At 49.0% G+C, this 13934-nt stretch carries 12 protein-coding genes; 9 read left to right on the top strand and 3 right to left on the bottom strand.

Features of this window, described 5'->3' with window-relative positions; all coding sequences use genetic code 11:
• The 5 genes from ACDJ59_RS27100 (at position 1) to ACDJ59_RS27120 (ending at position 7224) form a co-directional block, all read left to right on the top strand.
• Positions 1-978 carry a LacI family DNA-binding transcriptional regulator gene (locus ACDJ59_RS27100; protein WP_413406806.1) on the top strand — a complete coding sequence of 326 codons (978 nt, stop codon included), beginning with the start codon at positions 1-3 and terminating at the stop codon, positions 976-978.
• A gap of 26 nt (positions 979-1004) precedes the next feature.
• Positions 1005-2117 carry a glycoside hydrolase family 88/105 protein gene (locus ACDJ59_RS27105; protein WP_413406807.1) on the top strand — a complete coding sequence of 371 codons (1113 nt, stop codon included), beginning with the start codon at positions 1005-1007 and terminating at the stop codon, positions 2115-2117.
• On the top strand, positions 2114-3169 hold the full coding sequence (locus tag ACDJ59_RS27110; protein WP_413406808.1) for a pectinesterase family protein: 1056 nt from the start codon (positions 2114-2116) through the stop codon (positions 3167-3169). Before ACDJ59_RS27105 ends, ACDJ59_RS27110 begins: the two co-directional genes overlap by 4 nt.
• 383 nt (positions 3170-3552) lie before the next feature.
• Complete coding sequence (locus tag ACDJ59_RS27115) at positions 3553-5124, top strand: chitinase (RefSeq protein ID WP_413406809.1); 1572 nt, start codon at positions 3553-3555, stop codon at positions 5122-5124.
• On the top strand, positions 5125-7224 hold the full coding sequence (locus ACDJ59_RS27120) for a glycosyl hydrolase family 18 protein (protein ID WP_413406810.1): 2100 nt from the start codon (positions 5125-5127) through the stop codon (positions 7222-7224).
• 153 nt (positions 7225-7377) lie between these two features.
• Here ACDJ59_RS27120 and ACDJ59_RS27125 read toward each other — a convergent pair whose 3' ends face one another.
• Together ACDJ59_RS27125 and ACDJ59_RS27130 are read right to left on the bottom strand one after the other, a co-directional pair.
• On the bottom strand, positions 7378-8235 hold the full coding sequence (locus tag ACDJ59_RS27125) for an aldo/keto reductase (RefSeq protein WP_413406811.1): 858 nt from the start codon (positions 8233-8235) through the stop codon (positions 7378-7380).
• Between the two features lie 196 nt (positions 8236-8431).
• Positions 8432-9646, bottom strand: a complete 1215-nt coding sequence (locus ACDJ59_RS27130; protein ID WP_413406812.1) for an MFS transporter — start codon at positions 9644-9646, stop codon at positions 8432-8434.
• 164 nt (positions 9647-9810) lie between these two features.
• Between ACDJ59_RS27130 and ACDJ59_RS27135 the strand changes: the two genes are divergently transcribed.
• The 3 genes from ACDJ59_RS27135 (at position 9811) to ACDJ59_RS27145 (ending at position 11476) form a co-directional block, all read left to right on the top strand.
• A complete protein-coding gene (locus ACDJ59_RS27135; protein WP_017691613.1) occupies positions 9811-10206 on the top strand; it encodes a winged helix-turn-helix transcriptional regulator in 396 nt (131 codons plus the stop codon).
• Positions 10203-10880 carry a TIGR00266 family protein gene (locus tag ACDJ59_RS27140; RefSeq protein WP_017691614.1) on the top strand — a complete coding sequence of 226 codons (678 nt, stop codon included), beginning with the start codon at positions 10203-10205 and terminating at the stop codon, positions 10878-10880. Before ACDJ59_RS27135 ends, ACDJ59_RS27140 begins: the two co-directional genes overlap by 4 nt.
• Positions 10881-11014: 134 nt before the next feature.
• On the top strand, positions 11015-11476 hold the full coding sequence (locus tag ACDJ59_RS27145) for a MarR family winged helix-turn-helix transcriptional regulator (RefSeq protein ID WP_036612197.1): 462 nt from the start codon (positions 11015-11017) through the stop codon (positions 11474-11476).
• Positions 11477-11620: 144 nt separating this feature from the next.
• Here the strand turns inward: ACDJ59_RS27145 and ACDJ59_RS27150 are convergent, their stop codons facing one another.
• Positions 11621-12595: an aldo/keto reductase gene (locus tag ACDJ59_RS27150; RefSeq protein ID WP_340938056.1), complete on the bottom strand. Its 975-nt coding sequence runs from the start codon at positions 12593-12595 to the stop codon at positions 11621-11623.
• Between the two features lie 112 nt (positions 12596-12707).
• Here ACDJ59_RS27150 and ACDJ59_RS27155 point away from each other — a divergent pair, with 112 nt between their 5' ends.
• Positions 12708-13751, top strand: a complete 1044-nt coding sequence (locus ACDJ59_RS27155) for an LCP family protein (RefSeq protein WP_413406813.1) — start codon at positions 12708-12710, stop codon at positions 13749-13751.
• Positions 13752-13934: the final 183 nt, after the last annotated feature.

Genomic DNA, 13934 nt, shown 5'->3' on the forward strand with positions numbered 1-13934 from the left:
TTGATAACTATTAAAGACATTGCCAAACTGGCGGGGGTGAGCTATAGCACGGTATCAAAGGCGCTGAATGATGATCCCCGAATCAAACCGGCAACAAAGCAGAAGGTGCTTGCGGTCGCGGAGAAACATCAATATCGGAAAAACATGCTGGCCCGGCAGCTCTCCACCGGCAGAAGCAACATCATCGGTTTTGTGCTGGATGAGCTGAGCAATCCGTTATTTTCGAACATCTCTGGCCGTCTGCATACCGAGCTGAAGAAGCGGGGATATCAGATGATCCTGGTTGTGGCGGATGATGGCGTGGATGTCTTCAGCCAGCTGCGTGTGGACGGATGTATTCTATGGGACTATGCACTGGACAATCGCGAGATGTTCTGGAAAAAGTTTGCAACACTCAACATGCCATGTTTTGTGCTGGGTACTGATGAAGCGCCGAACTCTCCTTACATCAAGATTGATCGCAAAGAAGGGCTGTTCAAAGCAGTGGAGCATCTGAAATCGCTGGGTCACAGCCGAATCGGATTCATCGGCAACTCCCAGCATATTAAACTGGAGGGATACCGGGAAGCGTTGCAGCGTACGGGTCTGGATTTTAACGAAGACCATGTGCTGCCAGCGCATTCCTCTTGGGAAGACGGGTATTTTGCCATACGTAATCATGCGTTTGGGGCGGATTCGCCGACAGCTTTTATTGGACTGAACAACCTGGTCACCCGAGGTGCACTACGGGCTTTACTTGAGGCAGGTTACAGTGTTCCACGCGATATCTCGTTAATCGGGTATGATGATCTGCCGGATATGCAATATGCGGAAGTGGCCTTGACTACAATTGGCCCGCCTCTGGATGAACTGGCCGTGCAGGCAGCAGAGCTGATTGTATCGTTAATCCGTGATGAACAGGTCGATGTTCCGGTAGTCATTCAGCCTAAGCTGAATCTTCGCAATTCAACGGCAGTTAATCATACATGTATTAGGTGAGTACAACATTCAAGGAGGAATTGCTTATGCAGGTACAGACACAGTTATCCTGGTCTGAGCGAATTGCAGCAACGATCATCCAGCAATGTGACGGGGACGGTTATCATGCGTTCCCTTCGGGACGATGGGCATACGTGGAAGGCATGACCTTGATGGCGATGGCACGAACCGGGCAGTATTATGGCAAACAAGAGTATGTTGATTTTATGAAAAAACATATGGACCTGTATATCCAGCCGGATGGCTCTATTGGCACCTATACTTTGGAAGAATATAATCTGGATCAGATTAATCAGGGAAAAAACCTGTTTGCATTACTGGATGGTGCTGAAGATCAGCGTTACGCAGAAGCGGCGCATCTCCTGGCAGCACAGCTCGCAGGGCAACCCCGAACATCAGAAGGCGGTTTCTGGCATAAAAAAATCTATCCATTCCAGATGTGGCTGGACGGCCTGTATATGTCATCTCCCTTTCTGTCCGAGTATGCGAAGACATTTCATCACCCCGAGTTATGGGATGAAGTTGCACATCAGATTCTGCTGATCGAACGCCAGACCCGTGATCCACGGACCGGGCTGCTCTATCATGGCTGGGATGAATCGAAGGAGCAGGTCTGGGCAGATTCATCGACAGGGTGCTCGCCACACTTCTGGAGCCGGGCGATGGGCTGGTATGCCATGGCGATTGTGGACAGCGTGGAGCATTTCCCCGTGAATCATCCAAAGCGCGGAACCATCATCGGTATCTTCGAACGGATGTGTCATGCTTTGGTACGCGTGCAGGAGCAGGAAAGCGGGTTATGGTTCCAAGTGCTGGATCAGGGCTTCCGCAAAGGCAACTATCTGGAAGCATCCGGGTCAAGCATGTTTGTATATGCACTTGCGAAGGGTGTGCGACTAAGGTATCTGGAGCCGCATTTCAGAGAGGCGGCGGAGAAAGGATGGCAGGGACTGTCCTCCAGATTGGTGGAGGAGACGGCTGACGGCGTTCGGTTAAACGGGATCTGTCATGGTGCAGGACTAAGCCTGGATCGGGATGGCACGTACAACTACTATGTAAGCGAAGCGGTTGTAAGCGATTCCTTTATGGGGGTGGCCCCACTTCTGCTGGCAGCGCTGGAAATGGAGCGATTGCCATGACGCAACAGAGATTGCCAAATACGGCATTGGAATCATCGGCTCCCTGTCTGACTGTTGATTCAGACGGGACAGGGGATTATGTGACGATCCAGGCTGCGGTTGATGCGCTGCCGGAGAATGGCATCGGAAACGTCCCGATTCGCGTGAAGGCCGGTGTGTATCATGAGAAGCTGCATATGGAGAAGCCGGGCATCCACCTGATTGGTGAGGGGGCGGAGCAGACTATCATTACGTATGATGATCATGCACTCAAGAAGTTCCCGGATGGGTCGCCATATCATACGTTTCATTCCTATACGGCTTTCATTGGTGCTGATGATTTCACGGCAGAGGGGATTTCCTTCGTAAATGCTGCTGGGCCGGGCAAGCAGGTTGGTCAGGCGCTGGCCGTTTATGTGGATGGAGACCGGGCGGTCTTTCGCCGCTGTCGTTTGATCGGTCACCAGGATACGATCTTCACCGGCCCGCTGCCTGAGCAGCCCATGGATCGCAGTTATTTTGGCGGGCCACGCGATGGTGCCGAGCGGCGTAAACTGCGGCAGTATTTCGAGGACTGTTACATCGAAGGTGATATCGATTTTATTTTTGGTTCGGCTACGGTGGTGTTTAAGGGCTGCGAGATCTTTACGAAGAATCGCCTGACTGAAGCGGAGGCTGCAGATGGACAAGTGAACGGCTGGATTACCGCAGCCTCTACGCCGGAGGATGTGCGTTACGGCTATGTGTTTCTGGACTGTGATCTGACCAGCAATGCTCCGCCGCAGTCGGTGTATCTGGGCAGACCGTGGCGTCATCATGCCAAAGTCTGTTTTCTGAACTGCTGGATCGGCGCTCATGTGAAGCGGGAGGGATGGCACAACTGGAACAAGACAGATGCAGAGCAGACCGTTCAGTATGCGGAATACAACAGCGCCGGGCCTGGTGCCGGATGTGCTGCTGATCGTGTGCCTTGGGCCAAAATACTGACCGAACAGGAAGCGGCCGAGTACGCTGTACCTCTGATTCTGTCCGGCGTGGATGGATGGCAGCCTTTTGAAAGGAGAGGGGAGTAGCGGCGGTAAGATACGCCCTCTTCTCTGCGCAATATCTAACACAGGTTTTCTTTCAAGTCTCCTAAGGAGTTGAAAGAAAACCTTTTTTGTGCGCTATATTACATTTTTCGCCCCCAATAGAACTATTTTATCCCTTATCTCTTTTGCATTTTACTGATTAAATACAGGGTGAGGATCTGTAAATTCCCTGTAAAATTTGGATGGTGCCTGCAAAAAAGAACACGAGAGGGAAGGTCCATTTTGGTAAGGGAAGGGAGTGAAGTGACACGCAACATCAGATGGCTGAATGGGGCTGGCTCTAATCGATCACAGATCAGATGCAGGTGGACAATTGAAGTTTTGTTTGCAAGGTGAACGTATCCTTAGTACAGGAGGGATTTTGCTTGAATCAAGCTGTTCGATTCCGCCCGGTCATTACATTTGCTTTGGTATTTCTTCTACTTATTACGTGGTTTGCACCGAGAGCCGATGCCGCCGCCCAGTGGCAGGCAGGCACCGCATACAAGAAAGGAGACCTCGTAACATATCAAAATAAAGATTATGAGTGTATTCAGGAACACACAGCTTTGACCGGATGGGAGCCCTCTGTTGTGCCCGCGTTGTGGAAATACGTCGGGGAAGGTTCGGGAGGGGAAACGCCAACGCCAGATACGGCACCACCTTCTGTTCCTGCGGGTCTGACTTCATCCTCCATCACGAACACCTCTGTGAGTCTTTCCTGGAATGCATCCACGGATAATGTGGGCGTAGCGGGGTATGAGATGTATCGGAACGGCGTTCTTGTGACAAGTACTTCAACTACAACAGCTGTAGTCACTGGACTGACAGCTAGCACGACTTATGCTTTTACGGTAAAAGCCAAAGATGCCGCAGGCAATATATCGGCTGCGAGCACCTCCCTCAGTGTGACAACTTCCAATGGATCTTCCAATCCTGGGCCAACCGGCGGCAAATGGCTGATCGGCTACTGGCACAACTTCGATAATGGTTCAACGAATATCAGACTTCGTAACGTATCAACAGCCTATGACGTCATTAATGTTTCCTTTGCCGAACCGATTTCACATGGTAGCGGAACGCTTGCTTTTACTCCATACAATGCAACGGTAGCCGAATTCAAATCCGATATTGCCTATCTGCAAAGCCAGGGGAAAAAAGTACTGCTTTCCATGGGGGGAGCCAACGGTACCATTGAGCTCACCGACGCGACCAAGAGACAGCAATTCGAAGATTCGTTAAAATCAATCATTTCCACGTATGGTTTCAATGGTCTAGATATCGATCTGGAAGGAAGCTCCTTGTCTCTGAATGCAGGGGATAGCGATTTCCGTAGTCCAACTACACCGAAAATTGTTAACCTCATCCAAGGCGTGAAAGCGGTTAAGTCACACTTCGGCGCCAATTTCATCCTGACGGCTGCGCCGGAGACGGCCTATGTACAGGGTGGATATCTGAGCTACGGCGGCCCTTGGGGAGCTTACCTGCCAGTCATCCATGCCTTGCGTAATGACCTGACCCTGCTTCATGTACAGCACTATAACACGGGCTCCATGGTAGGGCTGGATGGGCGCTCTTATGCCCAAGGAACAGCTGATTTCCATGTGGCCATGGCGGAGATGCTGCTTCAAGGCTTTCATGTAGGCGGTAGCACAGGCCCTTTCTTTAGTCCCTTGCGACCGGATCAGATTGCCATCGGTGTGCCGGCTTCCCAACAGGCTGCTGGAGGTGGTTATACAACGCCAGCCGATCTGCAAAAGGCACTGAATTATTTGATCAAAGGTGTGTCATACGGCGGTTCCTATACTTTGCTCCAGCCTGCGGGCTATGCGGGGATAAAAGGGATTATGACCTGGTCAATCAACTGGGACGCATATACAAATAACCAGTTTTCGAGCGCACATCGTCCGTTCCTGAACGGGCTGAGTACGCAAACGACAAAGGAGGTTGTGTATTAGATGATACATTTAAATAAACACACTGCTTTCAAGAAAACCGCAAGGTTTCTCTTGGGTCTATCCCTGCTCTTATCCGTCATTATTCCTTCTTTTGTGCTCCAACCCGCTACGGCAGCAGCTGCAGATTCTTATAAAATTGTTGGTTACTACCCGTCATGGGCTGCGTATGGGAGAAACTATAATGTAACGGATATCGACCCAACCAAAGTCACGCATATCAACTATGCGTTTGCCGATATTTGCTGGAATGGTATTCATGGAAATCCGGACCCTTCGGGCCCTAATCCGGTGACCTGGACGTGTCAGAATGAGAAGAGCCAGACAATCAATGTACCAAATGGCACGATCGTGCTTGGCGATCCATGGATTGATACCGGCAAGACATTTGCAGGGGATACGTGGGATCAGCCCATTGCAGGCAATATCAATCAGCTTAACAAGCTGAAACAGATCAATCCTAATCTGAAGACAATCATCTCCGTGGGAGGATGGACATGGTCCAACCGCTTCTCTGATGTAGCTGCGACTGCTGCAACGCGAGAGGTTTTTGCAAACTCTGCCGTCGACTTCCTGCGGAAATACAATTTTGACGGGGTAGATCTGGACTGGGAGTACCCGGTATCAGGCGGACTTGATGGTAACAGCAAACGTCCTGAGGATAAGCAGAATTACACACTGCTTCTGAGCAAAATCCGTGAGAAACTGGATGCTGCCGGAGCTGTGGACGGCAAGAAGTATCTGCTTACGATTGCAAGCGGTGCATCGACGACCTATGCTGCGAATACAGAGCTTGCCAATATAGCTGCCATCGTCGACTGGATTAATATTATGACATACGATTTTAACGGGGCCTGGCAAACAGTCAGTGCGCATAACGCGCCGTTGAACTATGACCCTGCGGCTTCGGCTGCTGGGGTGCCAGATGCCAATACATTTAATGTGGCTGCCGGAGCACAAGGGCATCTGAATGCTGGGGTACCGGCCGCCAAACTTGTGCTTGGTGTTCCATTCTACGGCCGCGGCTGGGATGGATGCGCACAGGCGGGCAATGGCCAGTATCAGACCTGCGCGGGAGGTTCTTCCGTTGGAACTTGGGAAGCAGGCTCCTTTGATTTTTATGATCTGGAGACCAACTACATTAACAAAAACGGGTATACGCGTTACTGGAATGACACGGCCAAGGTGCCATATCTCTATAATGCGACCAACAAGCGCTTTATTAGCTATGACGATGCGGAGTCTATTGGATATAAAACCGCTTATATCAAGAGCAAGGGACTCGGCGGAGCGATGTTCTGGGAGCTTAGCGGTGACCGGAACAAAACACTCCAAAATAAACTGAAAGCCGACCTGCCTACCGGAGGTACAGTGCCTCCAGCAGATACGACGGCGCCAAGCGTACCCGGTAATGCCCGCTCGACAGGTGTGACGGCCAACTCAGTGACGCTCGCGTGGAATGCTTCAACGGATAATGTAGGGGTTACCGGTTATAACGTCTATCATGGCAGTAATCTTGCAACATCCGTCACAGGAACGACAGCAATGATCAGTGGACTTACTGCAGGTACTTCTTATACTTTCACGATCAAAGCAAAAGATGCCGCAGGCAATCTGTCTGCAGCCAGTAATATTGTAACCGTGAGCACTACGACTCAGCCGGGAGGGGATACGCAAGCGCCAACTGCACCAACCAATCTGGCTTCAACGGCGCAAACAACATCCAGCATAACGCTGAGCTGGGCGGCATCCACGGATAACGTGGGTGTAACGGGTTATGATGTGTACAATGGAACGGCTCTGGCGACATCAGTGACCGGAACGACAGCAACGATCAGCGGGCTTGCAGCGGATACCTCGTATACATTTACGGTAAAAGCAAAGGATGCGGCGGGTAATGTTTCTGCTGCGAGCAATGCGGTGACCGTGAAAACAACAGCAGGAACGACAAATCCGGGCGTTTCCGCCTGGCAGGCGAATACAGCCTATACTGTAGGACAGCTGGTCACCTATAGCGGTAAGACGTATAAATGTTTGCAATCCCACACATCCTTGTCTGGGTGGGAACCATCCAATGTCCCTGCATTGTGGCAGGTTCAATAGTTAAAAAATGGATTACCACATTTTGAATTGAAACGTGCAGTGTTAGCGAGGCTTGGTTATAGGGAAGAGAACATAACGAAAAACCACCGGCCCTGGTCCGGTGGTTTTTCGTTATGCTATGTCAAACAAAGCAGGCTCCAAAAAGGCTATTCATTAGAAATCGAAGTTGTCCGGATCAGGACCAACGCGCACATCTTCGTTCAGAGCACTGATCTGATCCATCTCTTCATTTGAAAGTTCAAAGTCGAAGATGGAGGAATTCTCAATAATCCGCTGTTCCTTGGTGGACTTCGGAATGGTAATGACTCCATTTTGCAGATCCCAACGCAGGATGACTTGTGCAACCGATTTGCCTTTGTCTGAAGCAATCCCCGTGAGCACTGGGTTGTCCAACAGCTGACCTTGCATCAAAGGCGACCAAGCTTCAAGCTGGATACCATGCTTCTCACAGAAAGCCTTAAGCTCAACCTGAGTCAGGCGAGGGTGGTATTCCACCTGGTTGACCATCGGTTTCACTTTGGCATCCTGCATCAGGTCTTCGAGATGATGAATCTGGAAGTTGCTTACGCCAATAGCTTTAATGCGACCAGCCGCGTACAGTTCCTCGATTGCTTTCCAGGCTGCTTTGTATTTGCCGGCCTTAGGCCAGTGAATCAGATACAGGTCTAGGTATTCCAGTCCCAGTTTGTTCAACGTGGTATCAAAAGCGGCAAGTGTCTCTTCATATCCAAGGTCTGCATTCCATACTTTAGATGTAACAAACAGTTCTTCGCGTTTCAGGTTGTTTTCTTGCAAAGCTTCGGCAATCGCTTGACCAACACCAGCTTCATTGCCGTATATTGCAGCAGTATCAATGCTGCGGTATCCATGTTTAATCGCATTTTTCACGGCTTCAATCAGTTCAGATCCTTCTTCTACCTTAAATACACCAAGTCCGAACCAAGGCATAGAAACACCGTTATGCAGAGTTACTGTGGATTGTAAATGTTGTGCGGTTTGAGCTGTTGTCATGAGATTTCCTCCTTAAAGTGTGTAAAAATCAGTCATAGTAAGCTGAATTTTTGTTGTTTTATCATACAAAATTAAATCATAGTAGATCAAATTGGGTTCAACGTATTATAGTATAATAAAATACCATGTGAAACCGGTTCCCCTCGAAGGCTGGAACTGATATATATAAGAGTGAGACCCATGGTCGGAATGGAAATTAGAACGAAGCTTTCTCCATTTCGACTGATGCATGTTGATCCTTGCTTTCCAGCGTTTTAGCCCATGCGGTCAGGATTACAGCTACGAGAACCATCAAGGCTCCGACCCATGTCGTGTGAATCAAACCGATGGAATCATTGATGACTCCACCCAAATAGGCACCTATAGCAATTCCCGCATTAAATGCGGCGATGTTAAAGGCTGAGGCTACATCCTTGGCCTGTGGTGCATATCGTTCAGCCAAGGTTACAACGTACATCTGAAGACCAGGCACATTCATGAAGGCGAGCAGGCCCATACCCATAATGGTGAGCAGTGCTGCCAACTTAAACGGGACGGTGAAGTACATTACGCCGAGAATGATGGTCTGAATGATGAACATGTAGAAGAGCGCCTTGAGCGGGTTGCGATTGGCTGCTCTGCCGCCGATGATGTTGCCAACAGCGATGGCGATTCCGTACAACAATAGGATGAATGCTACCGTTTTCTCGGAATAACCGCTAATATCATGCAACAACGGGGACAGATACGTAAAGACAACAAATGTTCCTCCGTACCCAACAGCAGTGATGGCAAAAGCAAGCAGCAAGCGTCCACCTGTAACGAGCTTCAGCTGATCCCGAAATGCCGTCCGTGTTCCGCGTTTCAACGTGGATGGTACGAGTATCAGGTTCCCGATCATCGCAACGATGCCAACCACAACAATCAGGATAAAGGCAGCGCGCCAGCCCCAATGTTGGCCGATGAGTGTACCGAGAGGTACACCGGTTACTGTGGCAATGGTAAGACCAGAGAACATGATGGCAATAGCACTCGCCCTACGGTTGGCAGGCACCAGATCGGCTGCAATCGTGGAGCCGATGGACATGAACACCCCGTGTGCCAGTGCGGACACTACTCGTGCAATGAGTAACATGGTGATGCCCGTCGATAGTGCAGCCATCGTGTTACCCGCAATGAAGACAATCATGATGGCAAGCAGTAGCGTTTTGCGTGATATGGTAGACGTCAGTGAGGTCAGAACAGGAGCCCCAAAGGTAACGCCTAATGCATATAAAGTAACGGTCAGTCCCGCTGAAGTTACGGAAATGCCCAGGTCATCTGCAATGAGGGGCAGTAGCCCAACGCTGATAAATTCTGTGGTACCGATTGCGAATGCACTAATAGCCAGTGCTAGCAGTGCCCACGTGCTGCGTTTTGAATCTTGTAACATTTCTTGCCCCACTCCCCAGAATGTAGATTTACGTACCGGCAAATGCTATTATGAGTTATTCGGTATAGATTGAATAGTACGTACTTTTTAGTACCCTACGTACTTTTTGGTGCCTATACAGCATGCGACGGATGTAATTCAATTCATCAGGGAGGAAGCAAGTTATGGTTAGAAAAAAATATAACATCTCGGTTGAAGCTACCTTAGAGGTGATCGGTGGCAAGTGGAAATGCGTCATTCTCTGTCATCTGACACATGGGAAAAGACGAACCAGTGATCTCAAGCGTATTATGCCCGCAATTACACAAAAAATGTTAACACAGCAACTGAGAGAGCTTGAAAACGACGGGATCGTAAACCGAATCGTATATAATCAGGTCCCTCCCAAAGTAGAATACGAATTGAGTGATTACGGGAGAAGTCTTGAACCGATTCTCAATGCGCTCTGTAACTGGGGAGATCAACATATTGTGAAGGAATACGGAGACAAATCAGCAGTTCTGGAAGATAATGGACTCAATGATTTTAACTCTGACAATAGGGAGCTGGTGCAACCGTGAACTATGAGATTTTATATGATGGTGCTTTTGCGATGCTCAAGGTACATTTGCAGCGGGGAGAGCGGTTCAAGGCCGAGAGTGGTGCGATGGTATCCATGACTCCTACGGTTGAACTAAAGGGTTCAGCAGAAGGTGGGATGTTTGCCGGGTTCGGTCGGATGCTGAGCGGGGAGAAGTTTTTCTTTCAGGAACTGACGGCTGCGGGCGGGTCGGCAGAGATTCTGCTCTCACCTTCAAGCATGGGCGATGTAGAAGCTGTTGAATTGGACGGTTCCTATTCACTCTATGTGCAGAAAGACGGATTTCTGGCAGGAACCGAGGGCATTCAGGTGAATACCAAAATGCAAAACCTGAAAAAAGGTCTCTTTTCGGGAGAAGGTTTCTTCATTATTGAGATCAGCGGACGTGGGACTGTATTTCTGTCTTCCTATGGTGCCATCCATGCGATTAATCTGGCAGCAGGTGAGGAAATGATCGTGGATAACGCCCATTTGGTGGCATGGCCTCATTATGTAGATTACCGTATTGAGAAAGCTTCACAGGGCTGGTTATCCAGTGTAACAAGTGGAGAAGGACTGGTATGTCGGTTCCGGGGAGAAGGAACTATTCTTATACAGAGCCGCAATCCGCAAGGATTCGGACAATGGGTGAAGCAGTTTATCCCTGCGCGCTAATTATTTTTTTGAGAAAGAACACACAGAGTTGCAACGGATATGTTTCCATCATCGTTATATGAATAATGGATTTACTTCATTGACTGACGGGTATATATTCTGTTGCATAAGGTCGCACATCATGGAGGTATGAGATGACAAGCTCACGGTATAAAAACGCACAAGAAAGTCCGGGATATCTGTTATGGCAGGTTACAGCCATGTGGCAAAAGGAAGTACGCAGGGTGCTGGAGCCCCTCGAACTGACACAACCTCAATTTGTATTATTGCACGCCTGTTTATGGCTCAATGAACACGATGAGGAAGGCAAGGGAGTTACTCAGGTTCAAATTGCTCAGTTTGCCAAGGTGGATGTTAACGTGACTTCTCAGGTTCTACGTGCGCTTGAAAAAAGGGGATTAATTACCCGCGCTCGTCATCAGACAGATACGCGTGCCAATATTATCACAACAACGGAAGAAGGAACCCGATTGGCTGTGGAGGGAATCCATCTGGTCGAGGAATCGGACAAGGCATTTTTCGAAACTTTGGATGAACGTAAGGGAGAGTATTTGGAGATCATGCAGGAGTTTCTTCGCCAAAAAACAGAGAGTTGATCCGTAATGTATCTTTTTTTAATGTATTAAACTACAGAATGTAGTGGAACTGGAAAATTTTCTGATTATTAATAATTATAACACCTCTGTAAAATACAAATAGACCTCCTGACTTCATCTTGTCGGGAGGTCTATTTGGGTTGCTCAATCGATTCGATAGGACGCAAACGGCTCGCGGCGACGGAAAGAGTCACTGATCTGGTCCAGATCAGCCAACAGCTCATCGGGCAGTGACATGTCCAGACTAGCCAGATTATGTTCCAGCTGTTCGGTGCGTGTAGCCCCGACAATCACTGTGGATACAGCTGGACGAGTCAGCAGCCATGCAAGTGACAGCACACTCGGGGAGCAACCATATGAGGCAGCTTTAGCACTCACTTGTTCACTCAGTTGGATATTATGCTCCAGCAGGAAACGGTTGAAGGACGGATCGGTGTCTGCTCTGGAACCAGAAGGCACACGGGTCTGTCCGTTATATTTACCGGTCAGAATACCACCTGCCAACGGGAAATACGGGATAATGCCTACACCCTGATCGAGACACATCGGCACCAGTTCCAACTCAGGCGTACGGTCTGCCAGGGAGTAGCTGGTTTGGGTGGAGATGTAGCGCACATAACCTTTCTGTTCACTGATGCCTAAAGCTTTCATCAGCTCCCAAGCTGCGTAGTTGGAGGCTCCGATGTAACGGACTTTGCCGGAAGTGACCATATCATCCAATGTGCGCAGTGTCTCATCCAGCGGTGTATGCGGATCAAAAGTATGGATCTGGTACAGATCGACATAATCCGTTTGCAGGCGCCGCAGGCTATGTTCCAGCTCTTGTTGCAGATGGTAGCGGGAGGAACCCCGCCCATGAGGGCCATCATGCCGGGGTAATCCGGCCTTGGTAGCAAGCACCGCGTTTTCCCGTCGACCTGTGAGAGCCTGTCCAATAATGCGTTCCGATTCCGTGCCTGCGTAGATATTGGCGGTATCGATAAAGTTGATGCCCTGATCCATCGCTGCATGAATAATGCGGGTAGAAGCTGCTTCATCCGCGCGTTTGCCAAACGCATTTGTGCCAAGCCCCAGTGCCGACACACGTAAACCACTATTGCCCAAACGTCGATATTCCATCATTCATCGCTCCCTTTATGCTTGTTTATGTATAGCAGATTATAACGTAATCTATTGAAAACGTGTTATTAATATAGTTAAATGATTCTAAGAACCCGTTATTAAAGGAGATATGATGGAAAACAGTGCCGCACATTTAACAAGACGGAAGCCGAAGAAACCGAAGAAGAAATGGAAGAAGCCATTAATCATCACCCTAAGTGTGCTGCTTGTGTTGGGAGGACTCGGATTTATCTATCAAAAGCAACTCGTCGTGTTTGCCTTTAATTTGTTCGCTTCAGCTACGGTGAAGGAAGCCTTGGATGACTCCTTTGTACCAGCTGGTGATAAGGATGCCCCTGTTGTGGAACATACGGACCCGTTCTCGCTCTTGCTGCTAGGGATTGACCAACGCGATAACGAACCAAGCCGTTCGGATACCATCATCTATTCCGTCGTGCGTCCAGAAGACAATAAAGTGCTGCTGCTGTCCATTCCACGTGATTCCTATACCGAGATTGTCGGCCGGGATGTGAAGTCAAAGATCAACTCAGCATATGCCCACGGTGAAGCCAAGATGGCGATGGATACAGTGGAGAATCTGCTGGGGAACAAAGTGGATTTCTATGCCGCAATTAATTTTAACGGGCTCAAGGATATTGTTGATGCGGTGGGCGGCGTTGAACTGCCGATCAAAAAGAATATTGAGAACAAATCAAAAGCGCATGAGAAGCTGTTTGTTGAAGCGAATAAACCGATCTATAACGGCGAAGAAGCGCTTGGATATGTGCGTTACCGGGAAGATTCCGATTTCAATCGGACGATGCGTCACCGGATTTTCTTAAGTGCCTTCATGAATCGTGCGCTGGAAGTCAAAAATCTGACCAAGATCCCGGACGTAATCCAGATTGCCGGATCGAATTTTACAACCAACATGACCTCGGAATTTATCGTGAAATTCGCCGAGTCCTTATATATGAAAGATAGCATACCAACGATCAGCAATTACATGCTGAAGGGGGAGGGTGCAACGCGCAGTGGCACATGGTACTATGATCTGTCGGAGGACGATCTGCAATATGTGCGTGGTATGATCGCCAGTTGGCTGGACCCGGATGCAACCGAGATAATTGAGCCCGAGTCAGCGGACCAATCAGAGACGAGTGATGCGGCATAAGCATCCATTCTTGTGCAAAACTCATATGAATATAAGTCGGGAGAAGCGGTTGCTTCCCGGCTTTTTTGCGTTTGAGATCCTGCGGATGAAATATTGCACAGATATATCTAATGTTTAAACCTCTTTTTATGGCATACATATAGTAAAATATAGGGAAAAGATTAAACATCAACCAACGGAGGA

This window comes from Paenibacillus amylolyticus (genome assembly GCF_047302515.1).
GTDB classification, from domain to species: Bacteria; Bacillota; Bacilli; order Paenibacillales; family Paenibacillaceae; genus Paenibacillus; species Paenibacillus amylolyticus_G.